This window comes from Pseudomonas sp. PD9R (assembly GCF_019200975.1).
Taxonomy (GTDB): domain Bacteria; phylum Pseudomonadota; class Gammaproteobacteria; order Pseudomonadales; family Pseudomonadaceae; genus Aquipseudomonas.
This window is the reverse complement of the sequence record NZ_JAHTMR010000010.1, coordinates 152,713-178,741: the sequence shown is the minus strand read 5'-3', so window position 1 is coordinate 178,741 and position 26,029 is coordinate 152,713. Positions and strand designations below refer to the sequence as shown.

26 protein-coding genes are annotated in these 26,029 nt (G+C 59.4%); 11 read left to right on the top strand and 15 right to left on the bottom strand.

What is annotated here, in order from left to right:
• Positions 1–167: 167 nt before the first annotated feature.
• From KUF73_RS19955 to KUF73_RS19945, 3 genes are all read left to right on the top strand, one after another.
• Entirely contained in the window at positions 168–1,487 is a 1,320-nt protein-coding gene (locus tag KUF73_RS19955) for an MFS transporter (protein WP_218439767.1), read from the top strand.
• Between the two features lie 321 nt (positions 1,488–1,808).
• Entirely contained in the window at positions 1,809–2,063 is a 255-nt protein-coding gene (locus tag KUF73_RS19950) for a hypothetical protein (RefSeq protein ID WP_218439766.1), read from the top strand.
• 257 nt (positions 2,064–2,320) lie between these two features.
• Positions 2,321–2,950 carry a flavin reductase family protein gene (locus tag KUF73_RS19945; RefSeq protein ID WP_218439765.1) on the top strand — a complete coding sequence of 210 codons (630 nt, stop codon included), beginning with the start codon at positions 2,321–2,323 and terminating at the stop codon, positions 2,948–2,950.
• On the opposite strand, the gene KUF73_RS19940 is transcribed toward KUF73_RS19945, so the two are convergent.
• Positions 2,951–3,181: a hypothetical protein gene (locus KUF73_RS19940; RefSeq protein ID WP_218439764.1), complete on the bottom strand. Its 231-nt coding sequence runs from the start codon at positions 3,179–3,181 to the stop codon at positions 2,951–2,953.
• 41 nt (positions 3,182–3,222) lie between these two features.
• Positions 3,223–3,576: a putative quinol monooxygenase gene (locus KUF73_RS19935; protein WP_218439763.1), complete on the bottom strand. Its 354-nt coding sequence runs from the start codon at positions 3,574–3,576 to the stop codon at positions 3,223–3,225.
• Positions 3,577–3,981: 405 nt separating this feature from the next.
• On the opposite strand from KUF73_RS19935, the gene KUF73_RS19930 reads away from it, so the two are divergent.
• Complete coding sequence (locus tag KUF73_RS19930; protein WP_218439762.1) at positions 3,982–4,911, top strand: AraC family transcriptional regulator; 930 nt, start codon at positions 3,982–3,984, stop codon at positions 4,909–4,911.
• A 141-nt stretch (positions 4,912–5,052) separates the two neighbouring features.
• Here KUF73_RS19930 and KUF73_RS19925 read toward each other — a convergent pair whose 3' ends face one another.
• The 6 genes from KUF73_RS19925 to KUF73_RS19900 all read right to left on the bottom strand — a co-directional run bounded on the left by KUF73_RS19925 (position 5,053) and on the right by KUF73_RS19900 (position 12,510).
• Positions 5,053–6,108: an ABC transporter ATP-binding protein gene (locus KUF73_RS19925; RefSeq protein ID WP_218439761.1), complete on the bottom strand. Its 1,056-nt coding sequence runs from the start codon at positions 6,106–6,108 to the stop codon at positions 5,053–5,055.
• A gap of 15 nt (positions 6,109–6,123) precedes the next feature.
• On the bottom strand, positions 6,124–6,972 hold the full coding sequence (locus KUF73_RS19920; RefSeq protein ID WP_218439760.1) for an ABC transporter permease: 849 nt from the start codon (positions 6,970–6,972) through the stop codon (positions 6,124–6,126).
• Positions 6,969–7,877 carry an ABC transporter permease gene (locus KUF73_RS19915; RefSeq protein ID WP_218439759.1) on the bottom strand — a complete coding sequence of 303 codons (909 nt, stop codon included), beginning with the start codon at positions 7,875–7,877 and terminating at the stop codon, positions 6,969–6,971. The genes KUF73_RS19920 and KUF73_RS19915 overlap by 4 nt, the downstream gene beginning before the upstream one ends.
• Before the next feature lie 148 nt (positions 7,878–8,025).
• Positions 8,026–9,129, bottom strand: coding sequence for an ABC transporter substrate-binding protein (locus tag KUF73_RS19910; protein WP_218439758.1), 1,104 nt, complete (start codon positions 9,127–9,129; stop codon positions 8,026–8,028).
• 298 nt (positions 9,130–9,427) lie between these two features.
• Positions 9,428–10,876 (bottom strand): aldehyde dehydrogenase family protein, encoded by a 1,449-nt coding sequence (locus KUF73_RS19905; protein WP_218439757.1) that lies wholly within the window; start codon positions 10,874–10,876, stop codon positions 9,428–9,430.
• Positions 10,873–12,510: a 5-guanidino-2-oxopentanoate decarboxylase gene (locus tag KUF73_RS19900; protein WP_218439756.1), complete on the bottom strand. Its 1,638-nt coding sequence runs from the start codon at positions 12,508–12,510 to the stop codon at positions 10,873–10,875. Before KUF73_RS19900 ends, KUF73_RS19905 begins: the two co-directional genes overlap by 4 nt.
• 159 nt (positions 12,511–12,669) lie before the next feature.
• On the opposite strand from KUF73_RS19900, the gene KUF73_RS19895 reads away from it, so the two are divergent.
• The gene (locus KUF73_RS19895; protein WP_218439755.1) at positions 12,670–13,551 is read left to right on the top strand and encodes a LysR substrate-binding domain-containing protein; all 882 of its coding nucleotides are present in this window, start codon (positions 12,670–12,672) and stop codon (positions 13,549–13,551) included.
• A gap of 138 nt (positions 13,552–13,689) precedes the next feature.
• Here the strand turns inward: KUF73_RS19895 and KUF73_RS19890 are convergent, their stop codons facing one another.
• Together KUF73_RS19890 and KUF73_RS19885 are read right to left on the bottom strand one after the other, a co-directional pair.
• The gene (locus tag KUF73_RS19890; RefSeq protein ID WP_218439754.1) at positions 13,690–14,304 is read right to left on the bottom strand and encodes an NAD(P)-dependent oxidoreductase; all 615 of its coding nucleotides are present in this window, start codon (positions 14,302–14,304) and stop codon (positions 13,690–13,692) included.
• A 156-nt stretch (positions 14,305–14,460) separates the two neighbouring features.
• Complete coding sequence (locus KUF73_RS19885) at positions 14,461–15,339, bottom strand: MBL fold metallo-hydrolase (protein ID WP_218439753.1); 879 nt, start codon at positions 15,337–15,339, stop codon at positions 14,461–14,463.
• A 214-nt stretch (positions 15,340–15,553) separates the two neighbouring features.
• Between KUF73_RS19885 and KUF73_RS19880 the strand changes: the two genes are divergently transcribed.
• Together KUF73_RS19880 and KUF73_RS19875 are read left to right on the top strand one after the other, a co-directional pair.
• Positions 15,554–16,459 (top strand): LysR family transcriptional regulator, encoded by a 906-nt coding sequence (locus tag KUF73_RS19880; protein WP_218439752.1) that lies wholly within the window; start codon positions 15,554–15,556, stop codon positions 16,457–16,459.
• A gap of 246 nt (positions 16,460–16,705) precedes the next feature.
• Positions 16,706–16,882: a hypothetical protein gene (locus KUF73_RS19875; protein WP_218439751.1), complete on the top strand. Its 177-nt coding sequence runs from the start codon at positions 16,706–16,708 to the stop codon at positions 16,880–16,882.
• 7 nt (positions 16,883–16,889) lie between these two features.
• Here KUF73_RS19875 and KUF73_RS19870 read toward each other — a convergent pair whose 3' ends face one another.
• Positions 16,890–17,786 carry a helix-turn-helix domain-containing protein gene (locus KUF73_RS19870; RefSeq protein WP_218439750.1) on the bottom strand — a complete coding sequence of 299 codons (897 nt, stop codon included), beginning with the start codon at positions 17,784–17,786 and terminating at the stop codon, positions 16,890–16,892.
• A gap of 190 nt (positions 17,787–17,976) precedes the next feature.
• Between KUF73_RS19870 and pobA the strand changes: the two genes are divergently transcribed.
• Both pobA and KUF73_RS19860 read left to right on the top strand, forming a co-directional pair.
• On the top strand, positions 17,977–19,161 hold the full coding sequence (gene pobA, locus KUF73_RS19865) for a 4-hydroxybenzoate 3-monooxygenase (protein WP_218439822.1): 1,185 nt from the start codon (positions 17,977–17,979) through the stop codon (positions 19,159–19,161).
• A 78-nt stretch (positions 19,162–19,239) separates the two neighbouring features.
• Entirely contained in the window at positions 19,240–20,757 is a 1,518-nt protein-coding gene (locus KUF73_RS19860; protein ID WP_218439749.1) for an MDR family MFS transporter, read from the top strand.
• An 81-nt stretch (positions 20,758–20,838) separates the two neighbouring features.
• Here KUF73_RS19860 and KUF73_RS19855 read toward each other — a convergent pair whose 3' ends face one another.
• The 4 genes from KUF73_RS19855 to KUF73_RS19840 form a co-directional block, all read right to left on the bottom strand.
• Positions 20,839–21,687 carry a cache domain-containing protein gene (locus KUF73_RS19855; RefSeq protein WP_218439748.1) on the bottom strand — a complete coding sequence of 283 codons (849 nt, stop codon included), beginning with the start codon at positions 21,685–21,687 and terminating at the stop codon, positions 20,839–20,841.
• Between the two features lie 243 nt (positions 21,688–21,930).
• The gene (locus KUF73_RS19850) at positions 21,931–22,806 is read right to left on the bottom strand and encodes an ATPase (protein ID WP_218439747.1); all 876 of its coding nucleotides are present in this window, start codon (positions 22,804–22,806) and stop codon (positions 21,931–21,933) included.
• Positions 22,807–22,912: 106 nt separating this feature from the next.
• Entirely contained in the window at positions 22,913–23,905 is a 993-nt protein-coding gene (locus KUF73_RS19845; RefSeq protein ID WP_218439746.1) for an NAD(P)-dependent oxidoreductase, read from the bottom strand.
• An 89-nt stretch (positions 23,906–23,994) separates the two neighbouring features.
• Positions 23,995–24,894, bottom strand: a complete 900-nt coding sequence (locus KUF73_RS19840; protein ID WP_218439745.1) for a LysR family transcriptional regulator ArgP — start codon at positions 24,892–24,894, stop codon at positions 23,995–23,997.
• A 97-nt stretch (positions 24,895–24,991) separates the two neighbouring features.
• Between KUF73_RS19840 and KUF73_RS19835 the strand changes: the two genes are divergently transcribed.
• Together KUF73_RS19835 and KUF73_RS19830 are read left to right on the top strand one after the other, a co-directional pair.
• Positions 24,992–25,393 carry an ACT domain-containing protein gene (locus KUF73_RS19835; protein ID WP_218439744.1) on the top strand — a complete coding sequence of 134 codons (402 nt, stop codon included), beginning with the start codon at positions 24,992–24,994 and terminating at the stop codon, positions 25,391–25,393.
• A gap of 5 nt (positions 25,394–25,398) precedes the next feature.
• The gene (locus tag KUF73_RS19830) at positions 25,399–26,001 is read left to right on the top strand and encodes a LysE/ArgO family amino acid transporter (RefSeq protein WP_218439743.1); all 603 of its coding nucleotides are present in this window, start codon (positions 25,399–25,401) and stop codon (positions 25,999–26,001) included.
• The last annotated feature ends 28 nt before the right edge of the window (positions 26,002–26,029 follow it).

Genomic DNA, 26,029 nt, shown 5'->3' with positions numbered 1-26,029 from the left:
CGGCGGAAATCCGCTCATCAGCCACCACGCACAAGCGGATTTCCGCTCAACAATCCACCAAACCCCCTCTAAACCGGCCCTCTCCCCGTTGGCACAGCTCCTGCTATAGCCCCCGCAGGCTGCGTTTAAACGCGCTCCACAAAAACAATTAAACGAAGGATCCTTCAATGGATAACTCCAACACCCTGCCCGCCGGGTCGGCTGCCGTGCCTGCCAAAGAAAGAACCACTTCCAGTCGCATCAAATCGATCTTCAGCGGTTCGGTCGGCAACATGGTCGAGTGGTATGACTGGTACGTCTACGCCGCCTTCTCCCTGTACTTCGCCAAGACCTTTTTCCCGAAAGGCGACACCACCGCACAACTGCTCAACACCGCCGCGATCTTCGCCGTCGGCTTCCTGATGCGCCCGATCGGGGGCTGGCTGATGGGCTTGTACGCCGACAAAGTCGGACGCAAAAAAGCCTTGATGGCCTCGGTCTACCTGATGTGCTTCGGCTCGCTGCTGATCGCCCTGAGCCCGAGCTATGAAACCATCGGCATCGGCGCACCGATCCTGCTGATCTTCGCTCGCCTGCTGCAAGGCCTGTCGGTCGGTGGCGAATACGGCACTTCGGCCACCTATCTCAGCGAGATGGCGACCAAGGAGCGTCGCGGGTTCTTCTCCAGCTTCCAGTACGTGACCCTGATTTCCGGCCAGCTCATCGCGTTGGGCGTATTGATCGTCCTGCAAAACCTGCTGACGACCGAAGAGCTGTACGCGTGGGGCTGGCGTATTCCGTTTGCCATCGGCGCGCTGTGTGCCGTGGTCGCGCTCTACCTGCGTCGCGGCATGGAAGAAACCGAGTCGTTCACCAAGAAAGAGAAGTCCAAGGAAAGCGCGATGCGCACCTTGATGCGCCATCCAAAAGAACTGATGACCGTGGTCGGCCTGACCATGGGCGGCACCCTGGCGTTCTACACCTATACCACGTACATGCAGAAATACCTGGTGAACACGGTCGGCATGAGCATCTCCGACTCCACCACTATTTCCGCGGCCACGCTGTTCCTGTTCATGTGCCTGCAGCCAATCATCGGCGGGCTGTCGGATAAAGTCGGCCGCCGTCCGATCCTGATTGCCTTCGGCGTTCTGGGGACGCTGTTCACCGTGCCGATCCTCACCACCCTGCACACCATCACCACCTGGTGGGGCGCGTTTTTCCTGATCATGGCCGCGCTGATCATCGTCAGCGGCTACACCTCGATCAACGCCGTCGTAAAAGCCGAACTGTTCCCGACTGAAATCCGCGCCCTGGGCGTTGGCCTGCCGTATGCGTTAACCGTATCGATCTTCGGCGGCACCGCTGAATACATCGCGCTGTGGTTCAAGAGCATAGGCATGGAAACCGGTTACTACTGGTATGTCACGGCGTGCATTGCCGTGTCGTTGCTGGTGTACATCACCATGAAAGACACCCGCAAGCATTCGCGTATTGTCACTGACTAAATCCGACGTCGTTACAGCAAAAGGGGCAGACCGTCGGGGTCTGCCCCTTTTTTCTTTGTCTGGGCTCCGATATGAAAAATCCTTCATTCGCTCAGGAGCGAGATTAATCACGAGTTAATGCTCCGTCGGCATCCTGAACCTGCCTGATCGATTAACTGCGATGCGCTCATTCAGACCTTGAAAGCGAAAACGCCTGCCGGCCTTAATATCAATTTAATCGATTATTTATAGCCTTTAATTGCGCTTTTTAATCAGTTTAATTGGCGCGGCATGAACCCCATGCCCAAGACAGAAAACGCCAAAGAACCTGGAGATACGAAGATGAAAACCAAACTGTTCCTTGCCATGGCCCTGACCGTACTGGCCGCCAACACCTTCGCCGCCGACGGTTACGACCGCACCGGCTCCGCTGTTGCAGCAGACGGTTACGACCGCACCGGCTCCGCTGTTGCAGCAGACGGCTACGACCGCACCGGTTCCGCTACCGTAGCCGCCGATGGCTCCGACCGCACAGGCAACGGCGCTACCGTCGCCTCTGACGGCTACGACCGCACTGAAGGCTCGACCATCAGCTAATCCGCCAACGCGGCAATTACAGCCCGGCTTCGGCCGGGCTTAGTCATTTCTGGGGGAACACAAATCTGTGGCCGGCTACAACCCCTGCAGGAGCGAGCTTGCTCGCGATAGCGGACTGTCATTCAACATAGATATTGACTGAGCGGCAGTCATCGCGAGCAAGCTCGCTCCTACAGGGTTCTTCATCTAGCTGGAAATAAGCCGCTGGCCCTTGCACTATTGTCCATTCTTGCAAGTCGCCCTCAGGAACACTGTCCATGCCCGACGACATCCACTATTACGAACCCGCCAACGGCCACGGCCTGCCCCACGACCCGTTCAACGCAATCGTCGGCCCGCGTCCCATTGGCTGGATCTCGTCACAGGATGCCGACGGCCACTTGAACCTGGCGCCCTACAGCTTCTTCACCGCCTTCAACTACATCCCGCCGATCATTGGTTTTTCCAGCATCGGGCGTAAAGACAGCCTGAACAACATCGAACAGACCGGTGAATTCGCCTGGAACCTGGCCACCCGGCCGTTGGCCGAACAGATGAACCAGAGCTGCGCCATGGTCGGGCCACAAGTCGACGAATTCGAACTCTCGGGCCTGGCCACCGTTGCTTCGAAAGTCATTGCAGTACCACGCGTCGCCGAAAGCCCGGTGTCCTTCGAGTGCAAGGTCACGCAAATCATTCAGTTGCAGCGAGCCGACGGCAATGTGGTGCCGAGCTGGCTGATTCTCGGCGAAGTGGTCGCCGTGCATATTGCCAAACGGCTGTTGAAGGATGGGGTGTACGACACCGCCGCGGCAGAACCGATTCTGCGCGGCGGCGGGCCGGCGGATTATTTCCAGCTGGGGCCTGAGGCCTTGTTCAAGATGTATCGCCCAGGGGCGATCAAGTAGTTACCAGATCAGCTCGCCTTCTTCGCCGACGCCTTTGAGGTGGGTCAGTTGCAAGGCTGCGGCTTCATCCGCTTCTTTGGCGGTTTTGAAAGTCTGCTCTTCCTGCAGTTTGGTGAAACGAGGCGCACCCGAGCCGCCGATGGCTTTGGTGGCGATTGCCGCGTAATACCCGCCTTCACGGGGGACTACGGCCGATACTGCTTCGAAGGTTTCAAAGGCTTTGCGTGCCATGTCGCGCATCCTGGCTGGTTGAGAATGCTGCCATTAAACCCTCAACCAGCCAGTTTGTGTACCGCCGCCCCGGACTGACCAAGGGCCTGCGCCGCCGACACATCTTTAAAGGTATGAAAATCCAGACTGTTGACCACCAACTCTTGCACCAGCTCGGCAAAAATCTCCATGGCCGGTGTGCTGAAATACGCGGTCATCGCCTGTTGGTGGGTCCAGAAACCGGACACCAACCACAACTCGGGGTCGCACTGCGAATGCTGCAAGGCAAAGTTCAGGCAACCAGGGGCGGCGCGGGACGGCTCGATCAGCGCGCTCAGGCGCACACCGAGTTCCAGCGAACGCCCGGCGCGTGCTCGAACGAAGGCCATATGACTGACAGGGATTTGCTTGGACATGTTCAACCCTCCCGGGGAGTCGCGTGGCAGCCTGGGACGGGCTGCGACAGGATCAAAGGTTAAGGGCCAGGACGCGGGGGCCGTTAGTCGATTCCTGCCGGGGTGTTGCACAATCCTGCGAAACTGCATCCATTACCTGTAACAACCTGTCACGGTTCAGCCATGTAGGAGCTGCCGCAGGCTGCGATCTTTTGATTTTGTTTTCAAGATCAGAAGATCGCAGCCTGCGGCAGCTCCTACAGGGGTTGGCTGGCGTCAGGCAGTCTGTCTGGGGCTGAGCATTCGCCAGGTTAGAAGCCACTCCGTGCAGAATCAGGCAAGCATCAGGCAGGATGTGTCTACCGCTCTGGCTTGCACAAACATATGCTCTGCCCCATCACTCCTGCCTTGCCGAGGATGCCTTGCATGTCGTCGCTCGATCACTTTCAAGCCCCGCTGGATGCCGACATGGAAAAGCAGCGCGCGGAACTGGCGGCGCTTATTCGTCGCAACACCGCCGAGGATGGCAGTTACGCCACCGCCGTCGATTCGCTGTTCATGTCACGCCATAGCCAGTCCCACGAATTCGCCCCGGTGCTCGCGCAACCGGCGCTGTGCATCATGGCCCAAGGACGCAAGGAAGTTCGGCTGGCCGACGAATACTTCAATTACGACCCGTTGAATTACCTGGTGGTATCGGTCTCGATGCCGCTCAGTGGCCGGGTCGTGGACGTCTCGCCTGAAGAGCCAATCCTCGCTGTTCGGCTGGATATCGACCCGGCGGAAATCACCGCGCTGATCGCCGACGCCGGCCCCCTCGGGGTACCCACCCGGCCGACCGGGCGCGGGCTGTACGTGGAGCGGCTAGACAGCGCAATGCTCGATGCGGTGCTGCGCCTGGCACGGTTGCTCGACACCCCGAAAGACATCGCCATGCTTGCACCCCTTATTCGCCGGGAGATTCTCTATCGGTTGCTGCGCAGCAAGCAGGGCCATCGGCTGTACGAGATTGCCATTGCCAACAGCCAGAGCCATCGAATCAGTCAGGCGATCAAATGGCTCAACGGCAATTACGAGCAGCCGCTGCGTATCGATGATCTGGCGAAGGAAGTGAACCTGAGCGTGTCGACGTTGCATCACCGTTTCAAGGCGATGACGGCGATGAGTCCGTTGCAGTATCAGAAGCAACTGCGCCTGCAAGAAGCCCGGCGGTTGATGCTGGCGGAAGGGTTAGAGGCTTCGGCGGCGGGGTATCGGGTGGGGTATGAAAGCCCTTCGCAATTCAGCCGTGAGTACAGCCGTTTGTTTGGGGCGCCGCCGTTAAGGGATTTGGCGCGGTTGCGGTTGAGCGTTTAGCTGAGACTAGTATTGGCAGCGCTAAGCCCTGTAGGAGCTGCCGCAGGCTGCGATCTTTTAATCTTGATTTCTTAAGATCAAAAGATCGCAGCCTGCGGCAGCCCCTACAGGGGGCATCGCAATGCCGCGAGGGCGCTGAAATCAGGCACCGAGTACGCGGCAAGCCTCCGCCGGCAATGTCACTGACACCGGATGCCCGATGCTCAAGCCGATCCCCTGACACGGCGTGCTCAGCGCGGTAAACGACACGCCGGAACACTCGACGGTGGTCTCGATGGTCGCGCCGATATCGCGCACGAACGTCACCTTGCCCAGCAAGCGATTACCCGCCGTCGCCTGCGGTGCCGACAGTTGCAGGTCTTCCGGGCGAATCAGCATTTTCACTTTCTCACCGACCACAATGCTGCTGCAGATCGGCACTTGCAGCGCATCCCCGCCCGGCAGGCTGACCTGGCCATTGCCCAGCACGGTGGCCGGGAAGATGTTGCCCGAGCCAATGAAATCCGCGACGAACTCGTTGGCCGGATGGCGGTAGATTTCGATCGGCGTGCCGACTTGTTGCACGCGATGCTCACCCAATACCACGACGATATCAGCCATGGTCATGGCTTCGCGCTGGTCGTGGGTCACCATGATCGTGGTGATGTTCAGGCGCTGTTGCAGTTGACGGATTTCCACCTGCATCGATTCACGCAGCTTGGCGTCCAGCGCCGACAGCGGTTCGTCGAGCAGGAGAATTTTCGGGTGGTTGGCAATCGCACGGGCAATCGCCACCCGCTGGCGTTGACCGCCGGAGAGTTTCGCCACCGGGCGATCAATCATCTCTTGCAGCTGAATCAATTCCAGCAGTTCCACTACCCGCGCCTGCTGGTCAGCCTTGCTGACCCCACGCAGTTTCAGCGGGTAAGCGATGTTCTCGCCCACGGTCATGTGCGGGAACAGCGCCAGGGATTGGAACACCATGCCGAAATTACGCAGGTGCGCCGGGGTGTTGCCGATGTCTTCGCCGTCGAGGCGAATCTCGCCGCCGGTCAGGGTTTCCAGGCCGGCGATCATCCGCAGCAAGGTGGTTTTGCCACAACCCGACGGGCCAAGGAAACACACCAGTTTGCCCTCGGGCAAATGCAGGTTTACATCTTTTACCGCGCAGGCCGAGCCGTAATGTTTCTCGACGTTTTCCAGAATCAGACCAGTCATGTTGCACCTCAAGAATCAGAACGAAACGCCACCTTCACCGACCAGCTTCTCCAGCGCCCAGATCAGGACGAAGTCGATCAGCACGATCAGCACGGCAAACGAAAATACGGTTGGGTCGAGCGAAGACACGGTGCGGCTGTACATCCAGATCGGCACAGTCATGACGTCGATGGTGTAGAGGAAATAGGTCACGGTGAATTCGTTGAACGAGACGATGAACGCCAGCAGCATGCCCGCCAGAATCCCCGACTTCATCAACGGCACCACCACATCAATAATCGCCCGCAGGGGTGAAGCGCCGAGCATTTGTGCGGCCTCTTCAACTTCGCTGCCGATGGAGAGCATTGCTGCCGTGCAGTTCTTCACCACGAATGGCAGGGCCAGGATCACGTGGGCAATCACCAGCCGCGAGGTGGTCATCTGGAACGGCAGGCTGTCGAATACCAGCAGCAACGCCAGGCCCAGTACCACCATCGGGAACACCAGGGGCAACGACATCAATTGCAGGGCCACAGCCTTGCCACGGAATTCGCAACGGGTCAGCGCATAAGCCGCCGGTACCGCGATGATCGTGGCGAAGATCATGGTCAGGCACGCCACCATCAGGCTGGTGGTCATGGCTTTGCCCAGGCTCAGCACATCGCTGGCATCCGGCGACGCGAAGGTGTGCCAGGCGGCCTTGTACCATTGCAGGCTGTAGCTGCTCGGCGGGAAGTCGAGGTTCGACGCGCCGCTGAACGACATGACAATCATGGTCAGGATCGGCAACACCGCCAACAGCAGGATGAAGCCCGAAAGGATGCCGGCGAACTTGCCGGTTTCACCCGGCAACAGCGAGTGGCGCTTCTTGGTCAGGGTACTCATTGCGAAGCCTCCAGCATGCGCCGACGACGGCCCGTGATGTATTCAGACAAAGTCATGATCGCCAGCGTGGTAATGATCAGCACGACACCGGCAGCGGACGCGGCGGGCCAGTTCATCAGCGGGGCGATCTGGTCATGCACCATCACCGCCAGCATCGGCACGCGACGGCCTCCGAGCAACAAAGGCACCACAAAGCTGCTGGCGTTGTAGGCGAATACCAGCGTCGCACCGGTGATGATCCCCGGCAGACTCATTGGCAGCACCACTTGGCGGAACACTTGAAATCGACTGGCGCCCAAGGTTGCAGCGGCTTCTTCATAGCTGCGAGCGACGCCGCGCATGGCGCTGGCAATCGGCAGCACGGCCAGCGGGAAGGCGGTTTGCACCAGGCCCATCAACACGCCGTTTTGGTTGTACAGCAGCATGATCGGACGCTTGATCAGCCCCAGGCCCATCAGCGTCTGGTTAAGCATCCCGCCCGGGCCGAGAATCACCAGCCAGCCGTAGCTTTGCAGCAGCAGGTTGACCAGCAATGGCAGCAGCACCGCAGCGAGGAAAATCCGGCGCACGAACGGTGAGGTCAGGCGCGACATGGTGTAGGCCACCGGGATCGCCAGCACGACCGCGATCACCGCACTGATCAGCGCCAGGCGCAGGGTCAGCAGCAGGGATTTGAGGTAATAGGGTTCCAGAAGCTGGGCGTAACTCGCCAGGCTGAACCCGGTCCATTCCGCGCCTTTAGTGCCGACGCTCATACGCAGCACCAGCAGGCTGGCGGCAATCAGCACGCCCAAGAACAGCATCGACGGCGAAAGGAAAAACCAGGCACGTGTCGTCGGCGAAACACCCTGAGCAGCGCGCACGGGGGCGGCACTCACCGGATGGGTCAGAGGTTGGTGTTCCATAGCAAAGGGTCTCGTCAATGGAAGATCAGAAATATCAGCCTGTACGACCCCCCCTGTAGGAGCTGCCGCAGGCTGCGATCTTTTGATCTTTTTCAGAGCCACCGAAGAGCAGGATCAAAAGATCGCAGCCTTCGGCAGCTCCTACAGATCAGGAAGAAAAGATTTCCGTGTAACGACGAATCCATTGGTCATGCACGGTGGCCAGGAAGGCGTTGTCGTGCATGATCGCCTTCTCGGCAATCTGCTCCGGCGTGAGGATGTACGGACTCTTGCGCGCTTCGGCGGAAATGATCGCCTTGGCGTTGACCGGGCCGTTGTAAATGTCCTCAGCCATCTTGCCCTGCACCAGCGGGTCCAGAGAATGGTTGATGAAGGCGTAGGCCAGGTCGGTATCGCCCGGGCGGTTTTTCGGCATTACCGATTGCATCAAGTCGGTGTAGAAACCTTCTTTCATGCCAAAGGTTGCGCTCAGACCGTAGTTCGGATCGCGGATCTGTTTCGGGAAGAACGCTGGCGCGTACAGGCCACCCATGTCCAGCGAACCGGTGCGGAACAGCTCGGCGATCTGGTTCGGGTTTTCACCCAGGGTCACCACACGGTCCTTGAGTTCGGCGAGTTTCTTGAAGCCCGGCTCAATGTTGTGTTCGTCACCACCGGCCAGTTTGGCGGCGATGATGATCAGGTCCATGGCCTCGGTCCAGTTCGGCGGCGGCAGGAAGATGTTCGGTGCCAGCTCGGGGTCCCACAGGGCCGCGTAGCTGGTTGGCGCTTCTTTCTGGGTGCGGGTGCTGTAGACCAGGCTGTTGCACCAGAGCAGGTAACCGATACCGTGGCCATTGGCGCCGGTGCGGTACTTCTCCGGTACATCGACGATGTTGGGGATGCGGTTGAGGTCAGGTTTTTCCAGAAGGTTGGCGGCGGCCAGACCTTCGGCACCGACGCCTGCCAGGGTGATGATGTCGTACTGCGGACGATCACCGCCGGCCTTGAGTTTGGCGACCATTTCCGAGGTACTGCCGGTGCGGTCAGCGATGACCTTGCAACCGTACTTGTCTTCGAAAGTCGCAGCGATGTTGCGCAGCGCAGCCAGGCCCGTGTCATCGGACCAGGTCAACAGGCGCAGGGTCTTGCCCTGGAAGCGGGTGTCACTGGCGTTGGCCCTGACGAACGGCAGGCTCATGGCCGCCGCTGCAACCGAGGCTACGCCTACGGTCTTGATGAATTGACGTCTGTTCAGATCATGCTCGCCCATTACGGACTCCCGTTGTTTTTGTAGGTATAAGGCAGGTCGAAACTGTTGCATCCGCGCGACCGGATCAGAATTGGCCCCCGTATTTTCGGGGGCTTGGCTGAGCCAGCGAGTTCATCCTGAGGTCGTGTAAAACACCTGACTATCGATAAAAACTCATCGAAGCCATGACGCCATCGCATGCCTCATCGCGAGGCATGCGTTGCCCTTTGTAGGAGCGAGCTTGCGATGGGCACAAGGGCGCCACGTTCATTCAGGCAGCCCACGTCATCGTTAACGTCCATCGCGAGCAAGCTCGCTCCTACAGGGCCCGAATCACGTGTTTGATTTCCTGGAAAGCCTGCAAGCCCCACGGGCCCAATTCACGGCCGATGCTGCTCTGTTTGTAGCCACCCCACGCGGTCTGCGGGAAGATCACTTGTGGCGCGTTGATCCATACAAGCCCCGCCTGCAAGGCGTTGGCGACGCGATCCGCCGCTTCGGCATTGCGCGTGACCACGCTGGCGACCAGACCGAACTGACTGTCATTGGCCAGGGCAATCGCTTCGGCTTCGCTGGCAAAACTGCGTACGCAAATCACCGGGCCGAAAATCTCTTCACACCACAACGCACTGTCGAGGGGCACTTCGGTGAAAATCGTCGGCTGCAAAAAATATCCGCGCGGCAGATCCGCCGGCCGATTGCCGCCGCAAATCAGCTTGGCACCCGCGCTCAAACCGCGATCGATGTGGCCGAGCACGCGTTGGTATTGCGCCTGATTGACCAGCGCACCCATTTCCACGTTCGGGTCGAACGGGTCGGCCACGCGAATCGCTTCGGCGCGGGCCTTCAGACGCATCAGGAATTCATCGGCCAGTTCATCGGCGACCAGCACGCGGCTGGTGGCGGAACACATCTGCCCGGCGTTGAAGAAACCGCCACCACAGGCCACTTCCACCGCCAGTTCGATATCGGCATCGGCCAGTACCAGCAACGAGGATTTACCGCCCAGTTCCAGGCTCACGCCTTTGACGGTTTCTGCCGCGCGTTGCATGACCTGCACGCCGACGGCGTTGCTGCCGGTGAAGGAAATCTTGGCGATACGCGGGTCCGCCGACAGCGGTGCCCCCACGGCCAGCCCGGTGCCGCACACCACGTTGAACACGCCGGCAGGCAAACCCGCTTCGGCGATGATCGCTGCCAATTCCAGCTCTGGCAGAGGGGTCACTTCCGAAGGCTTGAGCACCACGCAGCAACCGGCGGCCAGGGCCGGGGCGAGTTTCCACGCGGTGGTGACCATCGGGAAATTCCACGGCACGATCAGGCCGACTACACCGCAGGGTTCGCGGCGCAGGCGAGCGCTGAAATCGTCGCTCGGCAATTCAACGACGCTGTCCTGCCTGGCATCCAGGCCTTCGGCCAGACCGGCGTAGTACTCGAACGTGGCGATCACGTCGTCAACGTCGATGGCCGCTTCAAACTGTGGCTTGCCGTTGTTACTCGACTGCAAGTGCATCAATTGGTCGCGACCGGCCTGCACGCCCGCAGCGATTTTGCGCAGGATCGCGCCGCGCTCGGCACCGGTGGTTTTCGACCACTGGGCAAAGGCATTGGTCGCGGCGCTGACGGCTTGCTCGACGGCGCGCTCGTCACCGCCATTTACGGTGGTCAGCAGCGCTTCGGTCGCCGGGTTGATCACGCGCAAGTGTTCGCTGCCGGCGGACCATTGGCCGTCGATGAACAAGCCATCCAGTGTCGTCGGGAAAGTCATTTCGACACCGCCTGCGTCCATAGGGTCTGGTCGATTTCAATCAGGGTCGGGCCTTGGCGGTCCGTGGCCATACGCAGTGCACCGCGCAGTTGCTCGACGCCGGTGACCGCCTCGGCGGCGCAACCCAGGGCCTTGGCTACGCCAATGAAGTCCGGGGTGTAGATGTCCACGCCAACCGGCTCGATGGCACGGTTGACCATGTACTTCTTGATCTCTTCGTAACCTTGGTTGTTCCACAGCAGCACAATCACCGGGGTGCGCGCTTCCACGGCACTGGCCAGCTCCGGCAAGGTGAACTGGAGGCCACCGTCGCCGATCAGGCAAACAACCGGAGGACGTGCGCCGCCTTCAACGCGGCCACCGAGCCATGCGCCAATCGCGGCTGGCAGGGCATAACCGAGGGTGCCGTAACCGGTCGACGAGTTGAACCAGCGACGTGGGCGCTCCGGGTTGAACGTCAGGTTGCCGGTGTACACCGGCTGGGTCGAATCGCCGACGAATACAGCGTCCGGCAGTTCGTGCAGTACGGTTTCCAGGAAACGGGTCTGGGCCAGGGTCGGCGCATCCCAGTTTGCATTCAATTCTTCGCGCAAACGGGCGGCACGCACCTGGCCCCAATCGTTGCGGCGTTCAGCCAGAGACTTGTGCGACAGCGCGCTGAGCAAGGCTTGCGCGGCGTTGCGTGAGTCGGACACCAACGCTACGTGCGGCGGGTAGTTGCGCACGGTCTGGTCCGGGTCGATGTCGACGCGCAACAGCTTGCCAGGAATCTCGAAACCACCGGCGAAGGTGACGTCGTAGTCAGTCTCGGCCAGCTCTGTGCCGATGGCCAACACCACATCGGCCTCGGCAACCAGCGCGCGGGTGGCGACCAGGCTTTGGGTCGAACCGATCAGCAGCGGGTGACCGGACTCCAGCATGCCTTTGGCATTGATGGTCAGCGCGACGGGCGCGTCCAGCAGTTCAGCCAGTTCAGTCAGCTCGGTGGCGGCATCGATGGCACCGCCACCGGCGAGAATCAGCGGACGCTTGGCGCCAGCCAGCAGTTCGGTCATGCGCGAAACGGCGGTCGGCGAAGCACCGGCGCGATCGATGTTGACCGGTACACTGGTGAGCAGGTCGTCGGCTTCTTCAACCAGAACGTCCAGTGGAATTTCGATGTGTACCGGACGCGGACGACCGGCTTGGAACAGCGCAAAAGCACGGGCCAGAACACCCGGCAATTCCGACGCCGACATCAGGGTGTGGGAGAACGCCGCCACGCCAGCGACCAATGCGCTCTGGTTCGGCAGCTCGTGGAGCTTGCCGCGACCGCCGCCCAACTGGTTGCGAGTCTGTACGCTGGAGATCACCAGCATCGGGATCGAATCGGCGTAAGCCTGGCCCATCGCAGTGGTGATGTTGGTCATGCCAGGGCCGGTGATGATGAAGCACACACCCGGTTTGCCGCTGGTGCGGGCATAACCGTCGGCCATGAAACCGGCGCCCTGTTCGTGACGCGGGGTGACGTGGTTGATGCTCGAACGGGCCAGCCCGCGATACAGCTCCACGGTGTGAACCCCGGGAATGCCGAACACCTGCTCAACCCCGTAATCTTCGAGTAACTTGACCAATACTTCGCCGCACGTCGCCATGTCATTTCCCTTCTTGTTCGTTTGAGACGCCGGGCCTGCGCAGTGTTTATGATGGATTCGCAGGTCCAGGGATGGCCTCATTGGAACGGGCGACACGTAGCCGCAACAATGGATAAAAAGTCATACTAGCCATGTCCTCACGTCATACCTTGGATCCCAATGAAACGACTGCCTCCCCTGCCGGCGCTGCACACCTTTCTGATTACCGCGCAGTGCTGCAACTTCACCCGGGCCGCCGAGCAACTGCACATCACCCAGGGTGCAGTGAGCCGGCAAATCGCCGGGCTGGAAGATTTTCTGGGTTATGAACTGTTCATCCGCCAGGCCCGAGGTCTCGACTTGACCGCCGAAGGACGGGAATGGCTGCCACGGGTACAGCAGATTTTCGGCTTGATCGATGAGGCCGTGGAGCAGATCGGCGAGAAGCGCGAAACCCTGCAACTCAAGGCCCCGACCTGCGTCATGCGCTGGCTGTTGCCACGATTGCTGCAGTGGCAAAGAGAGCGCCCGGACGTGCCGGTGGAATTGACCACCACGGTCAAGCACGGCGTGGATTTTCATCGTGAGCAATTCGATGCGGCGGTGATGTATGGCCCCCCGCCGGACAGTGCGTTGGTCTCGCAGCGCTTGTTCGAAGAAATACTGACACCCGTGTGTTCCAAGCCACTGCTCGAAGGCGCAGTGCCGCTGCAAACACCGAAAGATCTGGAACAGCACATGCTGCTGCACCCCACCCGGGATGAACGGGACTGGAAAGCCTGGCTGGCCACGGCGGATATTCGCTTGAGCAATGTCAGCAAGGGTCAGCATTTCGAAACGCTGGATCTGGCGATGTCGATGGCGTCCCAGGGGACAGGCGTGGCGATCGGCGACTGGTCGCTGATTGGCGATGACCTGAGTGCCGGACGGCTGGTCATGCCCTTTGAATTGAAGGTAAAAACCGGGCTCGCGTATTACCTCGTTTTTCCGGAAAAACCCGGACCTTCGCCGAAATTGCGCGAATTGATGGGGTGGTTGGTAGAACAAGCCCAATCACGCTAACGCTAATGTAGGAGCTGTCGAGTGCAACGAGGCTGCGATCTTTTGATCTTGTTTTTAGAAAATCAAAATCAAAAGATCGCAGCCTCGTTGCACTCGACAGCTCCTACAGGGTTTGCGGTGTTACGGGAATTGTGGTGATCAGTAACCGACGGTGAACCTTTTACGGGAATGCTTCGGCGCTTCCACTTCATCCAGCATCGCAATCGCGAAATCGGCAAACGTGATCCAGCTGCGCCCTTCGCTACTCACCAGCAAATCATCCTTTCCAAGCCGGAATTTGCCGGTGCGCTCACCCTCGACAAACTCTGCAGACGGCGACAAAAAGGTCCAGTCCAGATCCTGTTCTTGACGCAGGTTTTCGAGAAACTCGGCGCCAGCACCGGCCTCTGCCTTGTACTCCGCCGGGAAGCCTTTGCTGTCGATGACGCGAGTGCCGTCCGGCAACAACAACGAACCAGCACCGCCCACCACCAACAAACGCTTCACGCCGGCCTGTTTCACCGGGCCGATAACGGCGCTGGCGGGAAGTGTGGAGAAATGCGCCGCGCTGATGACCACGTCATGATCCGCGACCGCAGCTTGCAATGCCGTGCCGTCGAGGGCATCGACATTTTTGCTGACCACACCTTCGCGCGGTCCGACCTTAGCGGTGTCGCGAGCGATGGCGGTGACGCTATGACCACGACGCACGGCTTCTTCCAACAATTGGCTGCCGGCACGCCCGGTGGCACCGATGATTGCGATTTTGCTCATGAGGTTCTCCAGTGGGTTGGGTGTTCAATGGACCTATGCAGGAGCTGTCGAGTGAAACGAGGCTGCGATCTTTTGATTTTGTTTTTTAAGATCAAAAGATCGCAGCCTCGTTTCACTCGACAGCTCCTACAGGCCTACAGGGTCATGCGTATCGGGTTACCACTTCATCTCGCCCTTGGCGACTTTGGCGCTCAGCTCCAGGGAGCTTTCTTCGCCCAGTGTCGGGAAGCGTTTTTTCATCGCGGCGATCAGTGCGGCAGAATCCTTGGCCTTGGCGGTTTCTTCGTCGAAGGCCTTGATGTAATCAGCGGTGAACTGCACGGCAGCCAGCGAACGAGCGCTGTCACCGAGGTAGTGCCCCGGCACGATGGTTTTCGGTTTCAGGGTTTCGATTGAGTGCAGCGTAGCCAACCAATCGGCATGGGACTGCGCGGTTTGCGTGTCGGCCATCCACACGTGGATGTTTTCTGCCACGACCACACCACCGACCACGGCTTTGATCGACGGAATCCACACGAAACTGCGATCCGGTTGTTTGCCCTCAAGGCCGACCACCTGCAATTTCTGCCCTTCGAGGATCAGGCTGTCGCCTTTGAGTACATCCGGCACGATGGTTTTTGCGGGCACGTCAGCGCCCATTTTCGGGCCCCAGAACGCCAGTTTTCCGTTGACGGTTTGCTTGATGTGATCAACGGTCGGCTGTGAAGCGAGCACCTTGGCTTTCGGGAATGCAGTGGTCAGGGTATCGAGGCCGAAATAGTAATCAGGGTCGCCGTGGCTGATGTAGATGGTGGTCAGTTGCTTGCCGCTGGCGCGGATTTTTTCCACCACTTGTTCGGCCTGGGATTTACCGAATTGCGCGTCGACCAGGATTGCCTCTTTCTCGCCGCTGACCAGGACCGAAGTCACCGGGAAGATCGCTTTATCACCGGGGTTGTAGACGTCCAGGGTCAAGGTCGATGCCGTGGCATGGGCGGCAAACCCGAAGATCGCGGCAGCCAGTAAAAGGCGCTTGAAGGCGGTGAATTCAATCATGTGTTGCTCCGTTGTCCAATGATGACCCTGTAGGAGCTGTCGAGTGAAACGAGGCTGCGATCTTTTGATCTTGTTTTTTAAAAATCAAAGTCAAAAGATCGCAGCCTCGTTTCACTCGACAGCTCCTACGGGTATAGGAACGGAGCTTAGTTGCCTGACTCAGTACAAAAAATGCGATGCTGGAACATAGTTTGTTTCTGAAATCGGGCAAATCATGGATCGTCTACAAGCAATGCGGGTGTTCGTCACCGTGGTCGACCTCGGCAGCCAGTCGGCCGCCGCCGACCATATGGAGCTGTCGCGGCCGGTGGTTTCGCGGTATCTGGCGGAATTGGAGGACTGGGTCGGCGCGCGCCTGATGCACCGCACCACACGCAGGTTGAGCCTGACCGCCGCTGGCAGCGAAACCCTGCCCCGTTGCCGGCAGATGCTCGAGTTATCCACAGACATGCAAGCGGCTGTCAGTGAACCGGACGAAGCACCGCGCGGCCTGCTGCGGATCAGCGTCAGTACCTCGTTCGGCCAGGCGCAACTGGCCGATGCCATGGCGGCGTACGTCAAGCGCTACCCCGGCGTCAGCATCGACATGCAAATGCTCGACCGCACAGTTAACCTGGTGGATGAGCGCATCGACCTGGCCATTCGCACCAGCAATGACCTGGACCCGAATCTGATCGCCCGCCGACTGACCGTCTGCCGCTCAGTGGTCTGCGCCTCCCCCGCTTACCTGCGCGAGCACTCGACGCCGCAGCGAATCGAGGACTTGAGCCAGCACAATTGCCTGACACATTCCTACTTCAGCAAAAGCCTGTGGCATTTCGAACAGGACGGCGAGCCGGTCTCGGTGCCGGTGCAGGGCAACATCAGCGCCAACGAAGCCAGTACGTTGCTTCGCGCGGCGATGGCCGGCGCCGGGGTGGCGATGCTGCCGACTTATCAGGCCGGCGTGCACATCCACAGTGGCGAACTGGTGCGCCTGTTGCCCCAGGCGGAACCTCGGCAGATGAACATCTACGCGGTGTATGCCTCACGCAAACACATGCCGGCGGCGCTGCGCAGCTTGCTGGATTTTTTGGTGGTGAGGTTTCCCCAGGAACCGGCATGGGATCTCGACCTGTAACCCACTCCCACAATTCGCCTCGCGCAAACACATGCCGGCAGCTTGCTGGATTTTTTGGTGGTGAGGTTTGCGCAAGAACTGAACCTGTAGGAGCTGCCGCAGGCTGCGATCTGTTGATCCTGATCTCTCGTTGCCGATCAAAATCAAGATCAAAAGATCGCAGCCTGCGGCAGCTCCTACACAACTCACCAACCCTGACCTATGCTCAAAGTAATACCGAAGGGTATAGGTTCAGAGGTCAACGCCATGAACGTCAAAACAAGAAGATATCTCGCGATTTTCATCACCTGCGCGGTGACGCTCGCGTTGTACGGCGCTGCAGCCTGGCGCGTGGAGCAGTTGCGTAACCTGCCCCGTGAATACGCCAGTTGCAATTTCGAACGTTGCATTCCCCACAACGCGACCCTCAACGCCCTTCGCTAACGAGGGGTCAGGCCTCGTTGTCCTGATCGGCCTTCAATCGGTCGCGAAAGGCCTTGGGCGAAATCCCCACCCTGCGTCGGAACAGGCGCGTGAAGTTGGTCGGGTCCGAGAAGCCCAGCAAGTCGGACATTTCATAAATGGTCATGCTGGTGTAGGTCAGCAAACGCTTGGCCTCCAGCAATTGTCGTTCGTGCATGATCTGCAATGCCGGTTGGCCCGCCAGCTCACGGCAGGTGCCGTTGAGGTGGGACACGGAAATCCCCAGGCGATGGGCCAGGTCCTCGACCTTGACGTGCTGGCGATAGGTTTCTTCCACCAGTTGAATGAACCCGTTGAGGTATTCCCGCGCACGTTGTGGCCGCTGCGTGGCTGATCGACGCTGGATCACCTGGCGGCTGACCCACACCATGATCACGCTGACCAGCGAATGCATCAGCATTTCCCGCGCCGGCTGGTGGCTGGTGTATTCGTTCTGCAACGCACTGAACAGACTGTTGAGGTATTCACTGTCGCCGCCCGCCGGATAACTTTCGGCCTGGGCCAGGGCATTCACCGAATGTCCCAGTTGCGCCTGGAGATGAGCGATCAGCGGCGCGGCCAGGGTCACGACAAAGCCCTCGACGTCCTCGGAAAAGCGGAAACCGTGCACCGACAACGGCGGCAGGATCTGGATCGTCGGTTCCGTCAGTTGCGTGCGTTTGCTTTCGATTTCAAGCTCGGCCTGACCTTTGAATACGAAGAGCAACTGACATAAATCGGCGTGGCGGTGGGGTTTGATTTCCCATTGATGTTCGCGACTGCGTTTGGAAATGGTTTCACAGTGCAGCAAGTCCGGGGTGGGCCAATCCAGGCTTTCACCGTAGAGCTTGAACACTGGAATGGATGGCAGGTCAGGCTTGTTCATCACTTCAATCCAGGCCTCGGAATAGATGACGGGCGATAATCGCACCGATTGGCAGAACGAACAGCTATTGGCTCAGTTTTCACCTTCAATTGACAGACTCGCAAGTGAAAAATGCAAGCACTCGATCCATAAAAATCATTCACCGACCCTGGTCGCGTGAAGCTTACGAGTCATAAAAACAATGAAAACGCTGAATACCCAAGTCGCCATCATTGGTGCCGGTCCTTCCGGTTTACTGCTCGGTCAATTGCTGCACAACGCGGGTATCGACACCCTCATTCTTGAACGCCAGAGTCCCGATTATGTGCTCGGGCGCATCCGTGCCGGCGTCCTTGAACAAGGCATGGTAGAGCTGTTGCGCCAGGCCGGCGTGGGTCAGCGAATGGATGCCGAAGGGTTGGTTCACGGCGGCTTCGAGCTGGCCCTCGCCGGGCGTCAGGTGCACATCGATCTGCAAGCCCTGACCGGTGGAAAAACCGTGATGGTCTATGGGCAAACCGAGGTCACGCGGGACCTGATGGCCGCTCGTCAGGTCGCCGGTGCGCAAACGATTTACCAAGCCGACAACGTCGTTCCCCACGGCATGAAAACCGACGAAGTGTTTGTCACTTTTGAGAAGGACGGCGAACAGTATCGCCTCGACTGCGACTACATTGCCGGGTGCGATGGTTTCCATGGTGTGGCACGGCAGTCGATTCCCGTCGAGTGCCTGAAAGTCTTCGAGCGGGTCTACCCGTTTGGCTGGCTGGGGATTCTTGCCGACACGCCGCCGGTCCACGACGAGCTGGTGTATGCGCGCCACGCGCGCGGCTTTGCCCTGTGCAGCATGCGTTCGGCGACGCGCACCCGCTACTACCTGCAAGTGCCTGCGGACGAAATAGTCGAGGACTGGTCGGATCAGCGTTTCTGGGATGAACTCAAGTCCCGTCTACCGCAAGCGCTGGCGGACAATCTGGTGACTGGACCGTCCATCGAAAAAAGCATCGCGCCGCTGCGCAGTTTCGTGGTCGAACCGATGCAATACGGCCGGATGTTTTTGGTCGGTGATGCCGCGCACATTGTCCCGCCGACCGGCGCCAAGGGGTTGAACCTGGCCGCCAGCGATGTCAGTACGCTGTTCAATATTTTGCTGAAGGTTTATCGCGAAGGACGTGTCGATTTGCTGGAGAAGTACTCTGAAATCTGCCTGCGCCGGGTCTGGAAAGCCGAGCGGTTTTCGTGGTGGATGACTTCGATGCTGCACCGTTTCGATGAGCACGACGCGTTTAGTCAGCGTATCGCCGAGTCGGAGTTGGACTACTTTGTCGATTCTGAAGCGGGTCGAAAAACCATTGCAGAAAATTACGTCGGCCTTCCTTATGAGGCTATCGAATAGCTTGCTACCGACTTACACTGACGAGCATTCCCGCTCGCCTTGTCTCTTGCGGGTCAATCACTGCCCGCAGGTTTTCCCGTGACCAATCTCAACCAGCCGGAAACGGCCAAACCAGCCATCCGCAGCGTGCTGATCGCCCTGATGCTGGCGATTTTTCTCGGTGCGCTGGACCAGACCATTGTCGCCGTGTCGATGCCAGCCATTTCTGCGCAATTCAAGGATGTCAGCCTGCTGGCCTGGGTCATTTCCGGCTACATGGTGGCGATGACGGTGGCGGTGCCGATCTACGGCAAATTGGGCGATCTGTACGGTCGGCGTAAGTTGATGCTGTTCGGCATGGGCCTGTTCACGCTGGCGTCGGTGTTCTGCGGCATGGCCCAGAGCATGGAGCAGTTGGTGCTGGCGCGGATTCTTCAAGGCATTGGTGCGGGCGGGATGATCTCGGTGAGTCAGGCGATCATCGGCGACATCGTGCCGCCCCGGGAGCGCGGTCGCTATCAGGGCTATTTCAGCAGCATGTACGCGGTGGCCAGCGTGGCCGGCCCGGTGCTCGGAGGCTACATGACCGAGTATCTGTCCTGGCGCTGGGTGTTCCTGATCAACCTGCCGCTGGGTCTCGGCGCCTGGCTGGTGGCCAATCGCACACTGGTGGGCCTGCCGATTCCGCAACGCAAACCGATCATTGATTACCTTGGCACCCTGCTGATGATCATCGGCCTGACGGCGTTGCTGCTGGGGATCACTCAGGTCGGCCAAGGCCATTCGTGGCGCAGCGCCGAAGTGCTGGGTTTGCTCGGTTGCGCGGTGGTGGTGCTCGGTCTGTTCGTCGCCCATGAGCGGCGCGCGCGGGAGCCGTTATTGCCCATGCATTTGTTCACTAATCGCAATGCGATTTTTTGCTGGTGCACGATTTTCTTCACCAGCTTCCAGGCGATCTCATTGATCGTGCTGATGCCGCTGCGCTTCCAGAGCGTGACCGGTGCCGGTGCCGACAGCGCCGCCCTGCACTTACTGCCGCTGGCCATGGGCTTGCCGATTGGTGCGTATTTCGCCGGCCGCCGCACCTCCGTGACCGGACGCTACAAACCAATGATCCTGAGCGGCGCTTTGCTGATGCCGCTGGCGATTCTCGGTATGGCGTTCAGTCCGCCCCAGGCTTTGTTAATGAGCAGTTTGTTCATGCTGCTCTGCGGGATCTCCTCGGGCATGCAGTTCCCGACTTCGCTGGTGGGCACACAGAATTCGGTTGAACAGCGCGACATCGGCGTTGCCACCAGCACCACAAACCTGTTCCGTTCGTTGGGCGGTGCGGTGGGCGTGGCATTGATGTCGGCACTGTTGTTGGCGTTGTTGCAGGATTCGAGCTTCGCGCACCTGGCCGGCTCGACGCTGATTGCCGAAGGCCATTCCGGGAATGTTCTGCTGGACGGTCTGAACGCCGCGCCGGGGGATGCCCAAGACGCCTTGCGCGCCGAACTGTTGCTGACCTTCCAGCATCTGCTGATGGTCAGCGCGGCGGTGTCGCTGCTTGGGCTGGCGGCGGCGATTGCCATGCCGAACATGTTGTTGCGTGGGCGCGAGGATAAGGTTCGCTAGAAGCAAAAGATCGCCGCCGTATGCACTCCCATGTAGGAGCTGCCGCAGGCTGCGATCTTTTGATCTTTCGCTGTTAAAACATCAAGGGCTGTAATACCCCACCGCCACCAGAAAATGCCCAACCTTCTTCAGGTAGGCATGCTTGTCCTCGACCTTACCGGTTACCGGATTCTTCCAGCGGTATTCGTATTCGCCGTAATCCTGCTTGGCCATCAGCGCCAAAATCGGTTCCCCCACGGGTTTGCCTTCCGGATCGTTGATCTTGCCGAAATCGGTGTTGATCAACCGCAGGTTGGTGCCGTGGGCAACGTAGCGCTGGGTGTTCAGGTCCACGACAAACACATACAGGTCATCCTGCAAGTAGCCACCCTTGAGCGAGTTGATCGCCGTCAGCGTGCCCTTCTCGTCCTTGGTCAGATCGGTCGCGGCTTTGTTGAGCAAGGCCATGGCCTGTTCCGCCGAGGCCCGCGGCAGGTAGTAACCGACAGCAATGATTCGCTGGCCCACACGTTGATAGAACACATGCTTGCGCTCGACCTTGCCGTCGGCCCAGTTCTGCCAGCGGTAATCGGCCTGCTGAATGCCATTGCCTTCCGGCACTTTCAGGGCGTCCTTGAAGGTTTTCTGCAGGTCCGGCCCAAGTACGTCAGACACATCACGGCCAATCAGCGCCGAAGACGGCCCGCCGCTGGCGAGCATCACGCCCTTGGTATCGAGGACAAAGACATAGCGGTCCTTGTCGACAAACTCGCCCTGGCGGCTGAACGCGGCGAAGGCCTTGTCGCCATTCTCGTGGTAATAGGCCAGGGCTTTTTCCAGCAAGGCGATGGCGGCCTGACTGTCGGCTTTTTCCGTGTTGGCGGCTTGGACCTGGCCCAGGCAGAGCAACAACACGCTGCCCATCCAGGCCAACTTATGCAGAAACCCCATTGTGCATCCCTCGTTCTTGTCGATGTTTCAAGAGCGTAGACGGGTTGGGGATATGTACGAATATTCAAGGCACGGTGGTGGGGAACGCACTTGTGGCGAGGGAGCTTGCTCCCGCTGGGGCGCGCAGGGGCCTCTAATCCATTCACCGCAGTTCTTCAGTCAGAACAGCGGTGCTTGGTTTACGACTGCTTCGCCGCCGAGCGGGAGCAAGCTCCCTCGCCACAATAGTTTTTTAACGCGTAATTACTGGCGGGCGCGCAGCTGCTGTTGCAGGTTCTGGATCTGCGCCTGAAGGGTGTTGATGTTGCGGGTCACCTGACCACGGAAGGCGTCGAATTCCGCCGTATTGGTCGCCCCTTGAGCAGGTGCAGGGCGGTTGTCCTGCTCGCTTTTGAGCACCACGACCTCCTGTTCCAGACGCTCGATGGCGGCGCTCGGGTTGCCTTGTTTTTTCAGTGCTGTGATATCGGCGCCGAGGCTTTTGAGCTGAGCGTCGAACTTTTCAGTGTCCGCCGGGGTGCTTTTCAGCGCGGCCACATCGCTGATCAGGACTTTGACCTGGGCCTGCAACTGCGTATTGACGGTCTGGTGCTCGGCGCTTTGGGTGGTCACCTGCGCCAGCCGTTTGTCCAGATCGCTGGTTTGCGCAGTCATCTGCGCCAGACGCTTGTCCAGGTCCGAGGTCTGACCGACCACGCCTTGTTGCTGCTGGCTCTGATCTTGAAGTTTGCTTTCCAGTTGCTTGATTTGCAGCTTCAGCGCTTCGCTGTCGGTGGTGACGTTGGTCTGACTGGCGACAACCTTGCCGGAAATGTCCTGCAAGCGCCCCGCCGCTTCCTCACTTATCCGGGCGAAGCTTTCCTGCGTCGCCACCAGTTGCTGCTCCATCAGCGAAATCTGCTGGAAGCTCCACCAGGCCAACCCCGCGAACGCAAAAACCAAAGCCCCAACCAGCGCCCACAACGGCCCGGTGCTCGCGCTTTTAACCTTCACGACCGGTGCAGGTCGCGAGTGCACCGAGGTGCGAGTGGTGACCGGGAAATCATCATCGTCGAGGCTGTCGGCGCGCAGGCTCGGTACATCGTCGAAGTCGTCGTTGGCATCGTTACGCATGGACATTGAGTCAACCTTTGTGAAACGCGGTGATAGCTTGATGCGGCGAGTATAACCCCCACTGCCGCACCGATTGACCTTCAACCCCGGGCTCGGTTCAGTGCCGGGCGGTTCAGCGAATGTCCTGGGCCTTCCACCAGCCACAGAACTCATCGAGGGCCGTCCACAGACTGACCTTCGGGTCGTAATCCAGATAATGCCGGGCACGACTGATGTCGAGGGTGAAATTTTTGTTCATGACCTGCATGCCCAGCCGCGACAACGTCGGCTCCGGACGGCCCGGCCACAGCTTGCAAACGCCCTCATTGAGCGCCCCGACGCTGTAGGCCAAGCCGTAGGAACGGTAGCGCGTAACCTGTGGGACTTCCATTTTGCGCATGACGTAATTGACCACGTCCCACAATGGAATCGGCGTGCCATTGCTGATGTTGTAGGCCTTGCCCAAGGCCGAACCGCTGGCCAGCAAACTGCTGAGTAACGCTTCGTTGAGGTTTTGCATGCTGGTGAAATCGACTTTGTTCAAACCATTGCCAATGATTGCCAGGCGTCCCTTGCGCTGCATGTTCAGCAAACGCGGGAAGATGCTCATGTCACCGGCACCGGTCACGAAACGCGGGCGCAGGGCCAGGGTTTCGAGGCCAAATTCCTGGGCACCGAAGACCTTTTGTTCGGCCAGATACTTGGTCGCGGCGTAGGGATGTTTGAAGCGCTTGGGCACCTGCTCCTCGGTCAGCCCCAAGTGGTCGCGACCATCGAAGTAGATCGACGGCGACGACAAATGCACCAGGCGCCTCACCCGCTGTTTGAGGCAGGCTTCGACTACGTTTTCGGTGACCTGGACGTTGCCTTGGTGAAAGTCCTGATAGCGGCCCCACAAACCGACGGCACCGGCACAATGCACCACGGCGTCGACGTCGGAACACAGGTCGCGGGCGAGTTGCGGGTCACTCAAATCGCCCTGAACGAATTCGGCGCCACGCCGCACCAGATGCTCAACACCCTCGGCCCGGCGACCGTTGACCCGTACATCAAGGCCCTGCTCCAGGGCGAAACGCGCAAAGCGCCCGCCGATGAAGCCGCTTGCGCCGGTGACCAGAATCTTCATGTAGTGCTCCAACAGATGCAGTTGCGAGCTTTAAGCTTCAAGCTGCAAGTTAAATACGGTGCGCAAGCGCTTCACTTGCAGCTTGACGCTTACTGCTGCTCCAAGGGCACTAGCCATTGCTTCGACGAACGTACCAATTGATCAGTGAGTAAACCCAACAACTGCCCGCCATTGCGCCAATGATGCCAGTACAGCGGCACATCGATAGGTTTATCTGGCAGAAGCTCCAGTAAAACACCGCGCTCCAGCTGTTCGATAACTTGCAGTTCGGGCACCAGCCCCCAGCCGAGCCCGGCTTCAGTAAGACGGATAAAGCCTTCAGACGACGGGCATAAATGGTGTTCGAATCCGCCATCGACGCCGAGGGATGCGAGGTATCGATGCTGCAGGAAATCATCCGGGCCAAACACCAGCGCCGGGGTTTTCGGCAACTGATCAGCTCGAACACCTTGAGGAAAATGCCGTGCGATAAACGCCGGGCTGGCCAGCGCCCGGTAGCGCATGGCCCCGAGCAGAACGCTGCGTGCGCCGGCCACCGGACGTTCACTTGCACAAAGGCAGCCCGCCACTTCACCTGCGCGCATGCGTTTGAGACCGACGGTCTGGTCTTCCACGATCAGATCCAGCAGCAGATGTTGATCCGCGCAAAAATCCCCCACCGCCTGCGCCCACCAGGTTGCCAGGCTGTCAGCGTTCAGCGCGATGCGCAGGCGCTCCGGCGACCCTTCTTCGTCCAGCGCCGGTACGAGGCTTTGCAAATCGCGTTCAAGTAACCGGACTTGTTGGACATGGTTAAGCAGACGCCGGCCAATCTCGGTTGGAGACGGTGGTGTGCCGCGCACCAGCACCGGTTGGCCTACACGCGCTTCCAGCAATTTGATGCGCTGGGAGATCGCCGATTGCGACAAACCCAACACCTGTGCAGCCCGTTCAAATCCGGCTTGTTCGACCACGGCGGCCAAGGCGGAAAGCAATTTATAGTCGAACATCAGTTTTCCTAATGAGCGATCAGCAAGATTGGTTTTTCTTATACAGCCTGACGCTGGAGAATGACCAGCAAGAACTCTTGAACGAAGGAACACCCATATGGCTGGCGAAACTTCATTGGCAACGCTGCTGCGCAGCATGAGCCCGCAACTCAACGCCGGCGAATACGTGTTTTGCACCTTGCGCGACGGTCAATTGCCCACGGACCTGGAAATCATTGGCAGCTTTCGCGAGCAGGAAGGTCTGACGGTGATTCTGGATCGTTCCCACGCCGAACGGGCCGGTTTCAGTTTCGACTACGTCGCAGCCTGGATCACCTTGAACGTGCATTCGGCCCTTGAAGCTGTTGGCCTGACCGCTGCGTTCGCCACAGCACTGGGTCAGGCCGGCATCAGCTGCAATGTGATCGCCGGCTACTACCACGACCATTTGTTTGTCGGCCAGGCCGACGCCGAACGTGCCATGCAAGTGCTGCGCAATCTGGCAGCCAACGCGGAGTAAAAACTATGTGGCAAAGCTATATGAACGGCCTGCTGGTGGCATTCGGCTTGATCATGGCGATCGGCACCCAGAACGCATTCGTGTTGGCGCAAAGCCTGCGTCGTGAACATCACCTGCCCGTGGCGGCGCTCTGCGTTGCCTGCGATGCCTTGCTGGTGGCCGCCGGGGTCTTCGGCCTGGCGACGGTGCTGGCGCAAAACCCGACCCTGTTGGCCATTGCCCGTTGGGGCGGCGCGGCGTTTCTGCTGTGGTACGGCAGCCAGGCATTGCGCCGGGCCTGCTCGAAACAGAGCCTGCAACAAGGCGAAAACCAGACCGTGCGTTCGCTGCGGGCGGTGATGCTCAGCGCGCTGGCGGTGACGTTGCTCAACCCGCATGTCTATCTGGACACCGTTTTATTGATTGGCTCCCTTGGCGCCCAGCAAACCGAGCCCGGTGCTTATGTAGTGGGTGCGGCCAGCGCCTCACTCTTGTGGTTTTTCACCCTGGCGCTCGGTGCCGCGTGGTTGGCGCCATGGTTGGCTCGTCCAAGCACTTGGCGCATTCTCGACCTGTTGGTGGCGGTGATGATGTTCGCGGTAGCGTTCCAGCTAATCAGTGCTGGCTGATTTATTCCAAAAGGCTCTGGAACCTCTA